A 16,397-nucleotide genomic window follows, 5' to 3' on the forward strand; every position below is an offset into this window, starting at 1 on the left:
CCATGGCTGTCAAGACAAAGTCCGTAGCCCGCGCCCGTCGCCACCTGCGCCTTCGCAAGAAGGTCGTCGGCACCGAGCTGCGCCCCCGCCTCGTGGTGACGCGTTCCGCCCGCCACGTGTTCGTCCAGGTCGTGGACGACAGCAAGGGCCACACCGTGGCCTCCGCCTCCACTCTCGAGACCGACCTGCGCGGCTTCGACGGTGACAAGACGGCCAAGGCCCGCAAGGTCGGCGAACTCGTCGCCGAGCGCGCGAAGGCCGTCGGTGTGTCCGACGTCGTGTTCGACCGCGGCGGCAACCGTTACGCCGGTCGTGTCGCCGCGATCGCCGACGGAGCTCGCGAAGGAGGGCTGAACCTGTGAGTGACAACAAGGAGACCGAAGTGACCGAGCAGACTGCACCGGCAGAGGGTGCGGCTGCGGCTCAGGCCCCCGCCGAGCGTGAGCGGGAGCCGCGTCGCGGTGGCCGCGAGCGCAACACGAACCAGCGTGACCGCGGTTCGCGCGATCGCAACGAGAGCCAGTTCCTCGAGCGCGTCGTGACCATCAACCGCGTGTCGAAGGTCGTCAAGGGTGGCCGTCGCTTCAGCTTCACGGCGCTCGTCGTCGTGGGCGATGGCAACGGCGTCGTGGGTGTCGGTTACGGCAAGGCCCGCGAAGTCCCCCTCGCCATCTCGAAGGGTGTCGAAGAGGCCAAGCGCAACTTCTTCCGCGTCCCCCGCTCGGGCTCGACCATCCCTCACCCCGTTCAGGGTGAGGCTGCCGCCGGTGTGGTGCTCCTGCGCCCCGCCGCCGCCGGTACCGGTGTCATCGCCGGTGGTCCCGTCCGCGCCGTGCTCGAGTGCGCCGGCATCCACGACGTCCTGTCGAAGTCGCTCGGTTCGTCGAACACGATCAACATCGTGCACGCGACCGTCGAGGCTCTGAAGTCCCTCGAGGAGCCCCGCGCCGTGGCCGCCCGCCGTGGTCTGGAGTTCGACCAGGTCGCCCCGGCCCGCCTGGTGCGTGCTGAGGCCGCTGCTCAGAAGGTAGGTGCCTGATGGCCGAGCGTCTGAAGGTCACGCAGATCAAGTCCAAGGTGAGCGAAAAGCAGAACCAGCGTGACACGCTGCGTTCGCTCGGTCTCAAGCGGATCGGCGACTCGGTCGTCCGTCCCGACGACGCGCAGACGCGCGGTTACGTCAAGACCGTCGCCCACCTCGTCAAGGTTGAGGAGATCGACTAATGGCTGCCAAGAAGGACGAGACCGCAACGGTCGACGCCCCGAAGAAGGCTGCGGCCCGCAACACGGCCGACAAGAAGGAAGCCCCCGCGGCGCGCCCCGGCGTGCTCAAGGTCCACCACCTGCGTCCCGTCCCGGGCGCTCGCACCGCGAAGACCCGTGTCGGTCGCGGTGAGGGCTCCAAGGGTAAGACGTCCGGTCGCGGTACCAAGGGAACCAAGGCCCGTTACCAGGTCAAGGTCGGCTTCGAGGGTGGGCAGATGCCCCTGCACATGCGCACCCCGAAGCTCCGCGGCTTCAAGAACCCGTTCCGCGTCGAGTACCAGGTCGTCAACCTGGACAAGCTCGGCGAGCTCTACCCGCAGGGTGGCGACGTGACCGTCGCCGACCTCGTGGCGAAGGGTGCCGTCCGCAAGAACGAGAAGGTCAAGGTGCTCGGCACCGGCGACATCTCGGTCGCGCTGACCGTTTCGGTCGACAAGGTCTCCGGCTCGGCCGAGCAGAAGATCGTCGCCGCCGGCGGTTCCATCAACTGACGCCCGACCCCGGAGGGGCCGGCGGCCTTAGGGCCGTCGGCCCCTTCTGGGTTAGTCTGATTCGGTGTGCGCCCCGTCGCGCGCCGAGATCGTTCTGGAGGATTCTCCCTTGTTCAGCGCCATCGCGCGGGTTTTCCGCACGCCCGACCTGAGGCGGAAGATCGCCTTCACGCTGGGCATCATCGCCATCTATCGGCTGGGTGCCCACGTGCCGACGCCCTTCGTCGACTTCCCCAACGTCCAGCAGTGCCTGAACCAATCGGGCGGCACCGAGGGCCTCCTCTCGCTGGTCAACCTGTTCTCGGGCGGAGCGTTGCTCCAGCTCTCGATCTTCGCGCTGGGCGTCATGCCGTACATCACGGCGACGATCATCGTGCAGCTGCTGCGCGTGGTCATCCCGCACTTCGAGACGCTCTACAAAGAGGGCCAGGCCGGTCAGGCCAAGCTCACGCAGTACACGCGCTACCTGACGATCGCGCTCGCGCTTCTGCAGTCCACCACGCTGGTCACCGTCGCCCGGTCCGGTCAGCTCTTCGGGTCCGCCGGCGTCCCCGAGTGCCAGCAGCTCCTCACGAACGACATCTGGTGGGCGCAGCTGCTCATGATCATCACGATGACCGCCGGTACCGGCCTGGTCATGTGGTTCGCCGAGCTCGTCACCGAGCGCGGCGTCGGCAACGGCATGTCGATCCTCATCTTCACCTCGATCGCCGCCACGTTCCCCGGCGCGATGCTCTCGATCCTCAACGCCCGCGGTGTCGAGGTGTTCCTGCTGGTCCTCGCCGTGAGCATCGTCATCGTCGCCCTGGTGGTCTTCGTCGAGCAGTCGCAGCGGCGCATCCCCGTGCAGTACGCCAAGCGCATGGTCGGCCGCCGCACCTACGGCGGAACGAACACCTACATCCCGATCAAGGTGAACATGGCCGGCGTCGTGCCCGTCATCTTCGCGTCGTCGCTGCTGTACATCCCGGCGCTGATCGCGCAGTTCAACCAGCCGCAGGCGGGCCAGGAGCCCCAGGCCTGGGTCACGTGGATCTCGCAGTACCTCACGCGCGGCGACCACCCGCTGTACATGCTGATCTACTTCCTGCTGATCATCGGCTTCGCGTACTTCTACGTCGCCATCACGTTCAACCCGGTCGACGTCGCCGACAACATGAAGAAGTACGGCGGGTTCATCCCCGGCATCCGGGCGGGCCGCCCGACCGCGGAGTACCTCGACTACGTGCTCACCCGCATCACGCTCCCGGGATCCATCTACCTCGGCCTCATCGCTCTCCTGCCGCTGGTCGCGCTGGCGACGGTGGGGGCGAACCAGAACTTCCCGTTCGGCGGGGCCTCGATCCTCATCATCGTGGGTGTCGGTCTCGAGACGGTGAAGCAGATCGACGCGCAACTCCAGCAGCGTCACTACGAAGGGTTGCTGCGATGAGCGCGCGTCTCCTGATCGTCGGTCCGCAGGGCTCGGGCAAGGGCACCCAGGGTGTGCGCGTCGGCGACGCTCTCGGCATCCCGGTCGTCTCGACGGGTGACGTCTTCCGTGCCAACGTCAAAGACGGCACGGAGCTGGGGTTGCAGGTGAAGTCGGTCATCGACGCCGGCGACCTCGTTCCCGACGAGCTGACGAGCGCCGTCGTTCGCGACCGCCTGGGACAGCAGGATGCCGCCGAGGGGTTCCTCCTCGACGGATACCCGCGCAACCTCGCTCAGGTCATGCACCTCGACGAGTTCCTCGAGGGCCGTGACGAGTCGCTGGACGCCGTGATCGCCCTCGTGGTCCCGCGCGAGGAGTCACTGTCGCGTCTCACCGCCCGTGCGGCGGAGCAGGGGCGTGCGGATGACACCGAGGAGGCCATCGCCACGCGCCTCGGCATCTACGAGCGCGAGACGGCGCCGATTCTCGACGTCTACGGCACGCGCGGCATCGTCGACGAGATCGACGGTGTGGGCACGCTCGACGACGTCACCGCCAGGATCTTCGCGGCCCTGGAGGCGCGCGGCATCTCCGGCACCTCGGCTGTCTGACGTGGGCCTGCGCACCTCCATCTACAAGAAGCCCGCGCAGCTGCGGTCGATGATCGAACCCGGCTTGATCACGGCCGATGCGCTCGACGCGGTGCGTCGGATCGTCGAGCCGGGTGTCACGACTCTCCAACTCGACGCCGAGGCTGCACGTGTGCTCGACGCCCGGGGCGCGAAGTCGAACTTCCAGATGGTGCGGGGGTATCGGCACACGATCTGCGCCTCGGTGAACGAGCAGGTGGTGCACGGCATCCCCGGCGATCGACCGTTGCGCGCGGGCGACATCCTGTCGATCGACGCGGGTGCCGAGTTCCGCGGCTGGAACGGCGACTCGGCGTTCACGGTGATCGTCCCCGGCGATGCGCCGGAAGAACTCGTCCGTCCTCGTCGGCGTCTGTCCGAGGTCACCGAGGGGTCGCTGTGGGCGGGGATCGCCGCGTTGAGCCGCGCGTCTCATCTGGCCGAGGTCGGTGCGGCGATCGAGGAGTACATCGGAGCGAACGCGCCCGCGGGCGGCTACGGCATCCTGCGCGATTACGTCGGTCACGGCATCGGGCGGAAGATGCACGAATCGCCCAGCGTCTTCAACTACGCGGTGTCCGACCGCGGGCCGGAGGTGCGGCCCGGTCTCGCCGTCGCGATCGAACCCATGGTGGTGCTCGGCGACCAGGCGACCGAGGTCGAAGACGACGGCTGGACCGTCTCGACGGTCGACGGCACCGACGGCTCCCACTGGGAACATAGCGTCGCCGTGCATGATGGGGGCATCTGGGTCCTCACCGCTCACGATGGCGGTGCCGAGAAACTGGCGCCGTTCGGAGTGGTGCCGAAGGAGATCGATTGATGATGATGGCCGTCGCGCGGAGGTCCGCCAACTGGTTCGCGATCGGGATCACGGCGGCCGTCGTCGTGGTGGTGCTCGTCGTGGCCGGCGTGGTCTGGTTCGCCAACAGTCAGGCGACGTCGCCGGGAACCCTGCCGGAGTCGTCCGCGGTCGACACGGAGACCGGCGCCATCTCGATCGGGTCGGGGGAGAAGACCGTCGACACGTATGTCGACTTCATGTGTCCGATCTGCAACCAGTTCGAGCAGAGCTACGGACCGACCCTCGACCAGCTCGTCGAGAGCGGTGAGATCACGCTGAACATCCACCCCATCTCGATTCTCGACCGGCAGTCCCAGGGCACGCAGTACTCGACGAGGTCTGCCTCCGCCGCGTACTGCGTGGCGGTCGACGATGCGGAGAACGTCCCCGCCTTCGTCACGGCGCTCTATGCGCAGCAGCCCTCCGAGGGCACGGCTGGTCTGGACGACGCCGCGCTCACCTCGATCGCGATGTCGTCGGGGGCGTCGGATGCCGTGGCCTCCTGCATCTCCGACGGCACGTACACGCGGTACGTCACGTCGATGACGCAGAAGACGCCTCTGCAGGAGGGGGCGAGCGGCGTCTCCACCCCGACCATCGCCGTGAACGGCGACGTCCTGACGAATAAGACCGACCTGTCGGGTGACCCGCAGAAGGACATCGTCGACCGTCTGAACGGCTGACGTCTCCACCGGCGAGTTGCCGGGTCGAGCGATACCACGTATGATTGATCTTTGGTGCGTTGCGCCTTCATTGGCGTGTCGAGGCACCGAACCCCCATCCACCGCAGACCGGCCGGTCTGCAACTGAGCGTGAGCGAGTATATGGCGAAGAAAGACGGTGTCATCGAGATCGAGGGCACGGTGTCCGAGGCACTGCCCAACGCGATGTTCCGTGTCGAACTGACCAACGGTCACAAGGTGCTCGCCACCATCTCCGGCAAGATGCGGCAGAACTACATCCGCATCATCCCCGAAGACCGAGTCGTCGTCGAGCTGAGCCCGTACGACCTCACCCGCGGTCGCATCGTTTACCGCTACCGCTGAGCCCGGCCGAGAAGTAACGACCGCATCCGCGGATCGAAGACAGCGAAACAGGAACATCATGAAGGTCAACCCCTCCGTCAAGCCCATCTGCGACCACTGCAAGGTGATCCGTCGCCACGGGCGCGTGATGGTGATCTGCAAGAGCAACCCGCGCCACAAGCAGCGCCAGGGCTGATCTCTTCCAGTTCGAATCCCTCCAACTGAATACACAACGGCAGGATCAGATCCCACCGGCGCGAGCCGGTGGGGGACACCTCGGGTCGGAGGCCCGAGCACCGATCCTGCTCCACACCTCCACGACACTCTGAGGAGAGCCGCATGGCACGTCTCGCCGGCGTCGACATCCCGCGCGACAAGCGCGTGGTGATCGCACTTACTTACATCTACGGCGTGGGTCGCACCCGCTCCGTCGAGATCCTCACCGCGACCGGCATCAGCCCGGACGTCCGCGTGAAGGACCTCACCGACGACCAGCTGGTCGCGTTGCGCGACCACATCGAAGGCACCTACAAGGTGGAGGGTGACCTCCGTCGCGAGGTCGCCGCCGACATCCGCCGCAAGGTCGAGATCGGTTCCTACGAGGGCCTGCGCCACCGCCGCGGCCTCCCGGTGCGCGGTCAGCGTACGAAGACGAACGCTCGCACCCGCAAGGGCCCGAAGCGCACCGTCGCCGGCAAGAAGAAGGCGCGCTAGGCCTCCGCCGGCGCAGGATTCAGGAGAACCGCACATGGCACAGGCCAAGTCCGCCGCGCGCAAGCCGCGCCGCAAGGAGAAGAAGAACATCGCCGTGGGTCAGGCCCACATCAAGTCGACGTTCAACAACACCATCGTTTCGATCACCGACCCCTCGGGTGCCGTCATCAGCTGGGCTTCGTCCGGCGGTGTCGGGTTCAAGGGCTCGCGCAAGTCGACGCCGTACGCCGCCGGCATGGCCGCGGAGTCGGCGGCTCGCCAGGCGCAGGAGCACGGCGTCAAGAAGGTCGACGTCTTCGTGAAGGGTCCGGGTTCGGGTCGCGAGACCGCGATCCGCTCGCTCACGGCGGCCGGCCTCGAGGTCGGCTCCATCCAGGACGTGACGCCGCAGGCCCACAACGGCTGCCGTCCGCCCAAGCGCCGCCGCGTCTGACGCATTCGTTCCCGGGGAGTGTTCTCACTCCCCGGGAACGTCGCGATCACGCGACACAGACTTCCGGATGCCGTGACGCCCCGTCGAGGGCGCGCGGCATCCCGCGAGTACAACTCAACACCTCACCCCATTACACGTGTCATATAGCGGGCACGTGATCGAAAGGAACACATAGTGCTCATCGCACAGCGTCCCACTCTGACCGAGGAGAAGATCGGGGAGTTCCGCAGCCGTTTCATCATCGAGCCGCTGGAGCCCGGTTTCGGTTACACGATCGGCAACGCGCTGCGTCGCAGCCTCCTGTCGTCGATCCCCGGCGCGGCCGTCACGAGCATCCGCATCGACGGCGTGCTGCACGAGTTCAGCACCATCCCGGGCGTGAAGGAAGACGTCACCGAGATCATCCTGAACATCAAGCAGCTGGTCGTCTCGAGCGAGCGCGACGAGCCCATCACGGCGTACCTGCGCAAGACCGGCGCCGGTGAGGTCACCGCCGCCGACATCTCCGCTCCCGCGGGTGTCGAGGTGCACAACCCCGAGCTGGTCATCGCGACGCTCAACGACACCGCGAAGTTCGAGCTCGAGCTCACCATCGAGCGCGGTCGCGGTTACGTCTCGGCGACGCAGAACCGCAACGAGTACGCCGAAGCCGGTCAGATCCCGATCGACTCGATCTACTCGCCGGTCCTGAAGGTCAGCTACCGCGTCGACGCGACCCGCGCCGGTGAGCGCACCGACTTCGACAAGCTCGTCCTCGACGTCGAGTCGAAGGCGTCGATCGCCCCGCGCGATGCCGTCGCTTCGGCCGGACGCACCCTCACCGAGCTGTTCGGTCTCGCCCGCGAGCTGAACGTCGAGGCCGAGGGCATCGAGATCGGCCCCGCGCCGGTCGAGACCGTCCTCTCGAACGAGCTGTCGATGCCGATCGAGGACCTCGATCTGTCGGTCCGCTCGTACAACTGCCTCAAGCGCGAGGGCATCAACACCGTTTCGGAGCTGGTCGCCCTTTCCGAGACGCAGCTGATGAACATCCGCAACTTCGGTCAGAAGTCGGTCGACGAGGTGCGCGACAAGCTCACCTCCCTCGGCCTTTCGCTCAAGGACTCGGTGCCCGGCTTCGACGGCGCCCAGTTCTACAGCGGCTACGACGAAGAGACCGTCTGACCCCGTCGGACCCGACCGAACCTTCCACTGGAGTAACACGACATGCCTAAGCCCACGAAGGGTCCCCGCCTCGGAGGCGGCCCGGCCCACGAGCGTCTGCTTCTCGCGAACCTCGCGGCAGCTCTCTACACGCACAAGTCCATCAAGACGACCGAGACCAAGGCCAAGCGCCTGCGTCCGCTCGCCGAGCGCCTCATCACCTTCGCCAAGCGCGGCGACCTGCACGCGCGTCGTCGCGTGCTGAGCGTGATCGGCGACAAAGAGGTCGTGCACACCCTCTTCACCGAGATCGCGCCCCTGGTGGCCGAGCGTGACGGCGGATACACCCGCATCACCAAGGTCGGCAACCGCAAGGGCGACAACGCCCCCATGGCCGTGATCGAGCTCGTCCTCGAGCCGGTGGCGAAGAAGACCTCGAACAAGACCGCTGCGACCCCTGCCGCCGCTGCGCCGGCTGCCGAGGAGCCCGCCGCCGAGGAGACCTCGAACGACGAGGATGCCGACGCCGGTGCCGAGTCGCCCGAGGAGGGGGCGGCCGCCGAGGCCGCCGCCGACGACGCCGTCCAGGACGACGCCAAGGCCTGAGCCTTCTCGATCGCACGACGCCCCCGCCCCTTCGGGCGGGGGCGTCGTCGTTGCGCCGACATCGCTCGTAGGCTGGTGGGGTGCGCCTCCGTCTCGATATCGCCTACGACGGCACCCACTTCCGCGGATGGGCGCGCCAGCCCGGCCTCCGCACGGTTCAGGGAGAGCTCGAGGGGGCCCTCGCGCGGATCGTCGGCGGAGCACCGCGCCTGGTCGTCGCAGGACGGACCGACGCGGGAGTGCACGCGTCGGGGCAGGTCGCCCACGTCGATCTCGATGACGACCAGTCGAGCAGGTTGCCGCGGCGACGCCGAGACGACGATGAGGCTGACGCGATCGGGGCCCTGGCCGGTCGTCTCCGCGGTGTTCTGGGCACCTATCCCGACGTGACCGTACGGCGCACGTCGCTGGCGCCGGAGGGGTTCGATGCGCGGTTCTCAGCGGTGTGGCGTCGCTACAGCTATCGACTGGCCGACGCTGCGACCGGGTACGACCCGCTCGACCGCCTCCGCACCACGACGGTGCGCTCCACTCTGAACGTCGAGGCGATGGATGCCGCAGCGGGTCGCCTCATCGGCCTCCACGATTTCGCGGCCTACTGCAAGGCGCGCGAAGAAGCGACGACCATCCGCACGCTGCTCGAGTACGACTGGCGCCGGGACGCCGGCGGCGTGCTCGTGGCCAATGTCCGCGCTGATGCGTTCTGCCACAGCATGGTGCGCGCGCTCGTGGGGGCGTGCGTGGCCGTGGGTGAGGGCCGGATCCCCGTCGACGACGTCGTCGCGGTCCGCGACGCGCGCCTGCGCATCCCCGAGACGAAGGTCCTCGCCGCACGTGGACTCGTGCTCGCCGAGGTGGGCTATCCCGCCGACGACCTGCTGGCCGCACGGGCGGAGCAGACACGCAACCGACGGGATGCCGAGGACACGGCATCCTGATCCGTCCGCGGTGGGAGTTCGCAACCCCTCACGGCGCACATCATCACCGGACGTAGGCTTTTCTCGCCATGAAGGTCATCTCGTACAACCTCAACAAGCACCGCGCCGCCGGTGAGCTCGACGCGCTCGTCGGGAAGCACGAGGTGGACGTGCTCTGCCTGCAGGAGTGCGACGCCGCGGACATCCCGGAGCGTATCGGCGGGCTCCGCCTCGCCGACGCCACTCAGCGCAACCGCCTCGGGCTCGCGCTCTACTACCGGGAGAACACCTTCCGCGCGGAGGATGTGCGGGCGATCGGCCTCAAGAAGTCGCTGCACGACTACGTGCTCAAGCCCGCCGAAGAGCGCATGCTGGGGGTGAAGTTGCGCGACATCGACCACGGCCGCGACGTGATCGTCGCATCGTTCCACGCGGCACCCCTCACCGCGCTGAACTCGCTGCGGCGACACCAGATCCGCACGGCTCTGAGCGAGCTGCAGAACCTCGGGCCCGGTCTCCCCGCTCTCATGGTCGGCGACTACAACTACCCGGTGTTCAAGGAGAACCTGGGGCAGAAGGTGCGCGACCAGGGATACGAGTTGACGCTCAGTGACACCCGCACCTATACGCGATATCGGTTCTTCCGTGGTCACTACGACTTCGCGACGTCGGTGGGTTTCGACATCGCCCACATCAAGACGCTTCCGCAGGGCCAGAGCGACCATCTGCCCATTCTCGTCACCGCTGAGGTGACGCAGCCCCGCACGGGAGCAACCGGCTGAGACACGGGATGGGGGGACCGTCCTGAGACGGTCCCCCCTTCCCGTGTTCGAGAATTACGCCTTCGAGGAACGGCGCCGGCGTGCGATCGCACCGATGGCCACGGCGGCACCCGCCGTGACGAGTGCTCCGCCCGTGAGCCACAGGCCGGTGGTGCTGCCCGCGTCGAATCCGGTGACGGCGAGACCGCCGTTGGCCGGCGCGGTGGGGGCGCCGACGACGGCGGTGGGCTCGCCGACCGTGACGCCGGCGTGCAGAACCACCTTGCTCTCCACACCCGTGAAGGTGAAGGTGTACTGCCCCTTCGCGTTCGCGGGGAAGCGGACCGGGGTGTTCAGGAAGCCGCCGGCCGCGCGGGAGCGGAGGGAGGTGTTCGTCTCGACCGCGACGGATGCCAGCGTGACGCTGTTCGCGGCGGCACCCGTCACCGAGACGAGGACCTCCTCGTCTCCCTGGAACGCGGCGCTGGCCGTGGTGAACGTCGCGACGCCGCCGGCGACGGGGACCGACGGCGTCACCAGGACGACGGCCGGATCGGTGTAGGCGTTCGCGGTCGTGGGAGTCAGCAACGCGGCTGCGGCGAGGGAGAGCGCGGCGACGGCCCGGACGATCGTGGTCTTCATGGTGTGCCCCATCTGCTTGGCGTGGTCGAGCCGGAGGCCGCATGACGGAGTGCGTGACGGCCCGCGTCCTCAGGTGTGGACGGCTCCTTCCCGAAGTCTGCTGGAGCGGACGAGCGCGGCACGGGGAGCGCCGGACTCTTTCACGTGCACCAGCCGCGGACTTCACCAGGGATCCGTGTGGACGACGCCACCCTCGCCGGAGCAGGTCCCGATCCGAGGCGCGTCATGGGGGTCGCGAGTCGGCGTCGCGACGATGTCCAGGCCCGGGGTCCACGGCATCCTGACGTCGAGGTCGAGGGAGGCGGACCGACCTCGGCTCAGCCGCACCGACCACTTCAGGACGGGGCGTCCGTCGTGCGTCCCCGCCGCGAACGCCGGGGCGCTGTCATGGTCGGAGGCGGTGCGGTGGTCGATGACCTCGGCCCCGGGTGGGAGATAGACGTACACGCCCGTCAACGTCTCCCCGACGGGGACGCCGTGCTCTCCGGCGCCCGTCACGTACGGAGGAAGCGCGCTGGGGTCGGGGGCCTCGTCGCGCAGCTCGACGTGCACCCGCGCCGTGGCGTCGCTGCACCACGCGGCGGCGATCGAGGGGCGGAGGTAGTAGTCCATCTTGGAGCCGGTGCCGTCGTTCAGGTAGACGCCGATCGCGCTGTGCGCGGCGTCGGACTCGGGCAGGGCGCCCTGAATCGTCGTGCCGGCGAGGATGGCCTGATCGTCGGCATCCGCGTTCCAGAGCAGGAGACGGTGTTCGGCCCCAGCCCTCGCGAGCGCCTCGACCAGCGCGGAGGGATCCGCGCGCCCGTCCGAGAGGGCGTGGAAGACCGACGCGGATGCCGTTTGGAAGAACGCATCCTGATCCCGCGGATCAGCGTGACGGCGGTAGACCTGGTCGAGCAGAAGGGAAACGGCGTCGTCGGCGGTGAGCTGATCGCCGGACGGCAACGTGACGGGCCCCGTCGCCCGCAGGAGGTACGACAGGGCGACCGGGTCGACGGCGAGCACGGAGTCCACGGCAGCGCCGTGGACCCTCTCCCACATGTCTCGCGCGACGGCGGCGCCCACGGCGAAGTCCGGCACCTGAGTGGTGTTCTGCATGTAACGCGCCGGTCGGGTGTCGTAGATCTCGCGCACGTCGTCGGGGAGAGCGCGCACGGGGTCGTCGGCGAAGGCGACGAAGTCGGCACTGGATCCCTGGGCTGTCAGGGAGAGGCGACCGTCTCGGGCGTCGAGCTGCGCGACGGCCCCGACCACGCCGCCCAAGGACCGCCACTCCGCGTTGTTCTGGAACAGGACCAGGGTCGAGCGGGGTCCGTCCGCGCCCAGCATGCGCGGGATCAACTTCGTCGCGCGCTGCACCGCATCCGCGGCGTCTGCCGCCGCCTCCAGCTGCGCGGCCGCGGACGACACGGCCTCGGCGAGCGTCCCCAGCAGCGGGGTGCGGTCGATCGCCGACACCCGCTCGGCGGCTGCGCGCAGACGTGTCGCGCCCTCGGCGGCGGCGGGTGCGGCCGCGGCGATCCGAGCGATATCGACGACTCCGTCGACCGGACGCAGCGCCGCGGGCGACATCGCGGAGGCCGCGGCCTCCAGCGACGCAGCGGCACCCGTGACGGCGTCGTCCACGGCGGAGGCGGTCGAGCCGACCGCCGCGAGCTGCGGGCCGACCCAGGGCAGGAGAGTGGCCGCCTCCCACACGGGGTCGCTCGTGAGCGATCGCGCCATCGCCGTGTCGGGGGACGCCCGCGCGAGTCGCTCCACGGCCTCGGACGGGGTGCCGAGGTCGAGACCCGCCGCCGCGACCGTCGCCTGCGCGGCGAGGAGATGATCGCGCGCCAGCGCGCCGCGGATGCCGATCCAGACACCACCGCCCGCGCCCAGGACGAGGATCGCGAGCATCGACCAGGAGAAGATCGCAGAAGCGCGGCGCGACGGCCGGGAGGCACGGGAGTCGATCACGCCGAAACCCTAGACGGGCCGCGACGGGTGGCCGATCCGGGCACCTACACTGGGGGAAAGGATCCGGGGGAGGACGCATGGGGTTCGCAACGAGGCGCGGCGCGACGTTCGGTGGTGCGGCGATGCTCGTTGCGGGGGCTCTCGCGCTCTCAGGGTGCGGCGCTCCGCCGTGGGCGCAGGGCGGGGGGCAGGCGACGGCCTCGGCGGCACCGTCGCCCTCGATCAGCGTGGCACCGCAGCCCGTCCGCAACGATCTCTCGAGCGGGTCGACGCAGCGTCCGCTCACGGCCGGAGCCGTGAGCGCCACCGTGGACTACTGGTCGACGCTGTCGATGGACCGGTGGACCCCGACGGCCCTCAAGCCGGTCAGCCTGTCGATGGTGACCACCGTGTCGCCCGACGACGGGCAGAAGGTGTACCTGCAGCGGGCCACGATGACGGCGGTTCCGGGCAACTCCGCGCAGTCCTTCGCGCCCCTCTCCGCGCAGACGGATCAGACCGACGCGCCGGGATACCTCGTCCTCGCGCCCTACAGCTACTCGCAGACCTTCAACGTCGGCGAGGTGCCGGCGGAAGCGACGTTCGTCACCCTGCAATTCACCTTCGAGTTCCTGGTGCAGACCACCCCGACGTCGAATGAATTCGCGAAGCAGACCGCCAGCGACACCCTCACGGTCGCTATCGCGGGCACGGCGGAGACGCCCGCGGGCTGATCACAGACGCACGCGCTCCCAGCGGTCCCCGCCGCGGCGCGTCGCCTCCGCGGCCGCCTCATCGGCGGCGGCGATCAGCGGGACGAGGTCGTACCCCGCGGCCTCGGCCGGGACCCATCCGACGCTCGCCGACAGCTGGATGTCGACGTAGGCCGAGACGTCGAGTTCGGTGATGCGCCGCAGGGCGAGGCGGACGTGTTCGCGGAGCACGGAGTCGGGGCGGGCGAGCACGACGACGACGCGGCCGCGCGATGCGCGGCCGAGGTCCGCCTCGGCGGGGAACGACTCCGCCACGATCGCCTCGAAGTCGGCGACCAATCGCATCCAGGTGTTCTCCCCGGCGGCGCTGCGAAGGTGCTCCGGGTCGTCCAACCTCACGGTGAGGACGGCCCAGGACTGCTCGCGAGCCAGGGCCGCTCGGCGCAGGCGGTCAGATGCCGTGACGACGAAATGCGGCCACGACGAAGCCGCCCGTCGTCCGCTGGGCGAGACCGACGTGAAGTAGAGCAGCGACACGGTCGCGCACACGAGATAGACCAGCATGGCCAACCCGTTCAGCACGCGGGGAAGGGCGAGGTCGCCCAAGCCGGACGGCGCGGACAGCCCCGAGACGAGGATCGCGACGCCGAGGGCGACGAACGCCGCCGAGACGATCGTGAGCGGGAGCGCGAGGCGCTCGAGGCGGTCGGCGGCGTGGCGCATCTCGACGAGGGTCAGGCCGGCGAAGACGGCTGCGCCGACGAAGGCGAGCCGGAACGCGAGTCCGTAGGCGTTGACGTCGGTCACGGCGACGAAGATCGCCGCCGTCGCGACGGCCTGCACCGCGCCGAGCCAGGGAAGGGCGAGGACACCGCGGCGCTCGCGGAATCCGGACCAGATCAGGGCGGGCGCCCCCAGCATGAGACCGAGACCCGCGCGTCGCACGGCTTCGTCGCCCAGGATGGTGCCGGTCACCGACACCCAGGTGCTCGTCATGGCCAGGACGAAGGCGAGCGACCACAACAGCGCCGATCGGGAGGGGCGATGCAGGAAGCCCAGCCCGATGATCATCACCGTACCGAGCGTCGACACGGTCGCCTGGGCGAGGCCGAGATTCGACAGGACGTCGTCGGGGATCACGCGACCTCGTCTTCCTGACGGACGGGCAGCACGACGGTGACGGTCGTCCCGGCACCGAGTTCGCTCTCGAGGAAGAGGGAGCCCCCCTGCTCCTCGACGATGCTGCGGATGATGCCCATACCCAGCCCCGTTCCCGGAGTCGCGCTGTCGCGGACGGTCTGGGCCCGGAAGTACGGGTCGAAGACCCGGGCGAGGTCGTCGGGATGGATGCCGATACCGGTGTCGGCGAAGTGGAGGATGACGTCGTCGGGGGAGACCTCGGCGGTGACGCGGATCGTCCCGCCGGCGGGCGTGTACTTGATCGCGTTGCTGAGGATGTTGTCGAACGCCTGGCGGAGGCGGAAGGCGTCGCCGACGACCTCGGCCGTGGCGGGCAGGTCGTCGATCACGCTCACTCGACGTGCCGCCGCGGCCGGGCGGAAGGACGCCAGGGACGAGGCGATGATCCTGCTCGCATCGGTGGTCGTCGCGGCGCTTTGGTCGCGGAACACGTTCCGCGAGTTCGCCAGGATCTCGGAGATGAGCTGTTGCATCCGCTCACCCGCACCGGCGATCACCTCGAGTTGCTCGCGGACCTTGGGGTCGAGGTCGGGGCCGTCGAGTGCGAGGTCGGCGTGACCGATGATGGCCGTCAGCGGGTTGCGCAGCTCGTGCGAGACGGTTGCGGCGAGGCGCTCGCGGGCGCGCTCCGACTCGATGAGGGCCGTGATGTCGTGCACGATGAGGAGCGTGCTCTCGGGCTCGTCGGAGGAGATCAGTCGACGTGTCGACACCGAAAGGGCGTGCCAGTCGCCGTGGGTGTCGAAGAGCCAGACCCGCTCGTCGTCGAACTGCTCCCCCCGCGCTGCGCGGGCGAAGGGACGCTCCGACTCGGGGAGCGGCTCACCGCGGAGGGTCGCGTACTCCACGGCCCCACCCGGGCGCTGCGGTTCGTCGCGTTCGACACCGTAGAGCGCGACGTAGGTGTCGTTGAGGGCGAGCACCTCGCCGTCGACCGACAGGCGGGCGATGCCCGTGTCGAGGCCGTTCAGCATCTGCGAGACCCGGCGCTCCTGCCCCGAGACCCGCTGCAGGGTGCCCTGCAGACGACTCGCCTGGCGGCGGAGGAGCTGTTTGAAGGCGCGGGTCTGACGCGCCGAGAGGAAGGAGGTGATCGCGATGAACGTCAAGGACAGCAGGACCACGATCAACCGCAGCGCGGTCACCGGGCCCGTCGCATTCACCGTGGCGTCGACGACGATCAGGACGCCGACGGTGCCGAGCGCCGACATGAGGTAGGACAGGGCGAAGTGGGTGGCGATCCAGATGATGGGGAACACCCAGAAGAAGCCGAACCGGAGGTCCGTTCCGAAGCTGAGCAGACCGATGCCGATGATGTCGCCGAAGGGGATCGCGGCGACCGCCGGCCGCGGAAGGCGGTGCCAGGGCACCACGATGGCGACGGCGGTGAGGGCGATGACCACGCCCACCCCGGAGGAGAAGGACCACAGTGAGAAGAGCGACGGCTCCAGGGCCTGCACCAGCAGGACCGTGATCACCACGCTCGCGCCGAGCACGAGCTGGAGCAGCCACACGGAACGGGTGCGACTACTCGGGCTCGCGCCGTCGTCGTCTTGTCCGCCGGCCGGAGCAACCACCGGTGGGACGCTCCGCAGGGATGCCATGTCATCGAGTGTATAGAGAGTGGTGTAGTCTTCTGCGCGCCATCCTGTCTCTGCTCG

The 16,397-nt window shown here is 68.8% G+C and carries 21 protein-coding genes; 17 read left to right on the plus strand and 4 right to left on the minus strand.

All coding sequences use genetic code 11. The features are described from left to right. Positions 1-2: 2 nt before the first annotated feature. The 16 genes from rplR (at position 3) to ACK4LS_RS02130 (ending at position 10,264) form a co-directional block, all read left to right on the plus strand. Entirely contained in the window at positions 3-362 is a 360-nt protein-coding gene (rplR, locus tag ACK4LS_RS02055; RefSeq protein WP_409712582.1) for a 50S ribosomal protein L18, read from the plus strand. Then, positions 359-1,039, plus strand: a complete 681-nt coding sequence (rpsE, locus tag ACK4LS_RS02060) for a 30S ribosomal protein S5 (protein ID WP_056226274.1) — start codon at positions 359-361, stop codon at positions 1,037-1,039. Before rplR ends, rpsE begins: the two co-directional genes overlap by 4 nt. Beyond that, positions 1,039-1,224, plus strand: a complete 186-nt coding sequence (gene rpmD / locus ACK4LS_RS02065) for a 50S ribosomal protein L30 (protein WP_013583998.1) — start codon at positions 1,039-1,041, stop codon at positions 1,222-1,224. Before rpsE ends, rpmD begins: the two co-directional genes overlap by 1 nt. After that, positions 1,224-1,757: a 50S ribosomal protein L15 gene (gene rplO / locus ACK4LS_RS02070; RefSeq protein WP_409712585.1), complete on the plus strand. Its 534-nt coding sequence runs from the start codon at positions 1,224-1,226 to the stop codon at positions 1,755-1,757. Before rpmD ends, rplO begins: the two co-directional genes overlap by 1 nt. Positions 1,758-1,866: 109 nt before the next feature. Then, on the plus strand, positions 1,867-3,189 hold the full coding sequence (gene secY, locus ACK4LS_RS02075) for a preprotein translocase subunit SecY (RefSeq protein WP_409712587.1): 1,323 nt from the start codon (positions 1,867-1,869) through the stop codon (positions 3,187-3,189). Continuing rightward, positions 3,186-3,782: an adenylate kinase gene (locus tag ACK4LS_RS02080; protein ID WP_409712589.1), complete on the plus strand. Its 597-nt coding sequence runs from the start codon at positions 3,186-3,188 to the stop codon at positions 3,780-3,782. The genes secY and ACK4LS_RS02080 overlap by 4 nt, the downstream gene beginning before the upstream one ends. A 1-nt stretch (position 3,783) precedes the next feature. Beyond that, entirely contained in the window at positions 3,784-4,623 is an 840-nt protein-coding gene (gene map / locus ACK4LS_RS02085; protein WP_409712591.1) for a type I methionyl aminopeptidase, read from the plus strand. Continuing rightward, the gene (locus ACK4LS_RS02090; protein ID WP_409712593.1) at positions 4,623-5,327 is read left to right on the plus strand and encodes a DsbA family protein; all 705 of its coding nucleotides are present in this window, start codon (positions 4,623-4,625) and stop codon (positions 5,325-5,327) included. Before map ends, ACK4LS_RS02090 begins: the two co-directional genes overlap by 1 nt. Before the next feature lie 141 nt (positions 5,328-5,468). Then, positions 5,469-5,690 (plus strand): translation initiation factor IF-1, encoded by a 222-nt coding sequence (gene infA, locus ACK4LS_RS02095; RefSeq protein ID WP_013583992.1) that lies wholly within the window; start codon positions 5,469-5,471, stop codon positions 5,688-5,690. Positions 5,691-5,748: 58 nt separating this feature from the next. Continuing rightward, complete coding sequence (rpmJ, locus tag ACK4LS_RS02100) at positions 5,749-5,865, plus strand: 50S ribosomal protein L36 (RefSeq protein ID WP_005050492.1); 117 nt, start codon at positions 5,749-5,751, stop codon at positions 5,863-5,865. Positions 5,866-6,008: 143 nt separating this feature from the next. Continuing rightward, on the plus strand, positions 6,009-6,383 hold the full coding sequence (gene rpsM, locus ACK4LS_RS02105) for a 30S ribosomal protein S13 (RefSeq protein WP_409712600.1): 375 nt from the start codon (positions 6,009-6,011) through the stop codon (positions 6,381-6,383). Positions 6,384-6,417: 34 nt separating this feature from the next. After that, a complete protein-coding gene (gene rpsK / locus ACK4LS_RS02110) occupies positions 6,418-6,816 on the plus strand; it encodes a 30S ribosomal protein S11 (RefSeq protein WP_013583990.1) in 399 nt (132 codons plus the stop codon). 174 nt (positions 6,817-6,990) lie between these two features. Further along, a complete protein-coding gene (locus ACK4LS_RS02115) occupies positions 6,991-7,980 on the plus strand; it encodes a DNA-directed RNA polymerase subunit alpha (RefSeq protein ID WP_076673725.1) in 990 nt (329 codons plus the stop codon). 42 nt (positions 7,981-8,022) lie between these two features. Continuing rightward, positions 8,023-8,565 (plus strand): 50S ribosomal protein L17, encoded by a 543-nt coding sequence (gene rplQ / locus ACK4LS_RS02120; protein ID WP_409712603.1) that lies wholly within the window; start codon positions 8,023-8,025, stop codon positions 8,563-8,565. A gap of 80 nt (positions 8,566-8,645) precedes the next feature. After that, on the plus strand, positions 8,646-9,503 hold the full coding sequence (truA, locus tag ACK4LS_RS02125; RefSeq protein WP_409712605.1) for a tRNA pseudouridine(38-40) synthase TruA: 858 nt from the start codon (positions 8,646-8,648) through the stop codon (positions 9,501-9,503). A 68-nt stretch (positions 9,504-9,571) separates the two neighbouring features. After that, positions 9,572-10,264 carry an endonuclease/exonuclease/phosphatase family protein gene (locus tag ACK4LS_RS02130; RefSeq protein WP_409712607.1) on the plus strand — a complete coding sequence of 231 codons (693 nt, stop codon included), beginning with the start codon at positions 9,572-9,574 and terminating at the stop codon, positions 10,262-10,264. Positions 10,265-10,318: 54 nt separating this feature from the next. Here ACK4LS_RS02130 and ACK4LS_RS02135 read toward each other — a convergent pair whose 3' ends face one another. Both ACK4LS_RS02135 and ACK4LS_RS02140 read right to left on the minus strand, forming a co-directional pair. Further along, on the minus strand, positions 10,319-10,885 hold the full coding sequence (locus ACK4LS_RS02135; protein ID WP_409712609.1) for a hypothetical protein: 567 nt from the start codon (positions 10,883-10,885) through the stop codon (positions 10,319-10,321). Positions 10,886-11,047: 162 nt separating this feature from the next. Next, on the minus strand, positions 11,048-12,844 hold the full coding sequence (locus ACK4LS_RS02140; protein ID WP_409712611.1) for a DUF4012 domain-containing protein: 1,797 nt from the start codon (positions 12,842-12,844) through the stop codon (positions 11,048-11,050). 77 nt (positions 12,845-12,921) lie between these two features. Here ACK4LS_RS02140 and ACK4LS_RS02145 point away from each other — a divergent pair, with 77 nt between their 5' ends. Then, the gene (locus tag ACK4LS_RS02145; RefSeq protein ID WP_409712613.1) at positions 12,922-13,557 is read left to right on the plus strand and encodes a hypothetical protein; all 636 of its coding nucleotides are present in this window, start codon (positions 12,922-12,924) and stop codon (positions 13,555-13,557) included. On the opposite strand, the gene ACK4LS_RS02150 is transcribed toward ACK4LS_RS02145, so the two are convergent. Both ACK4LS_RS02150 and ACK4LS_RS02155 read right to left on the minus strand, forming a co-directional pair. Next, entirely contained in the window at positions 13,558-14,676 is a 1,119-nt protein-coding gene (locus ACK4LS_RS02150) for a hypothetical protein (RefSeq protein ID WP_409712615.1), read from the minus strand. Beyond that, positions 14,673-16,340 (minus strand): sensor histidine kinase, encoded by a 1,668-nt coding sequence (locus ACK4LS_RS02155; RefSeq protein ID WP_409712617.1) that lies wholly within the window; start codon positions 16,338-16,340, stop codon positions 14,673-14,675. The genes ACK4LS_RS02150 and ACK4LS_RS02155 overlap by 4 nt, the downstream gene beginning before the upstream one ends. Positions 16,341-16,397: the final 57 nt, after the last annotated feature.

The sequence above is a fragment of the Microbacterium sp. genome (genome assembly GCF_046295495.1).
Classification (GTDB): domain Bacteria; phylum Actinomycetota; class Actinomycetes; order Actinomycetales; family Microbacteriaceae; genus Microbacterium.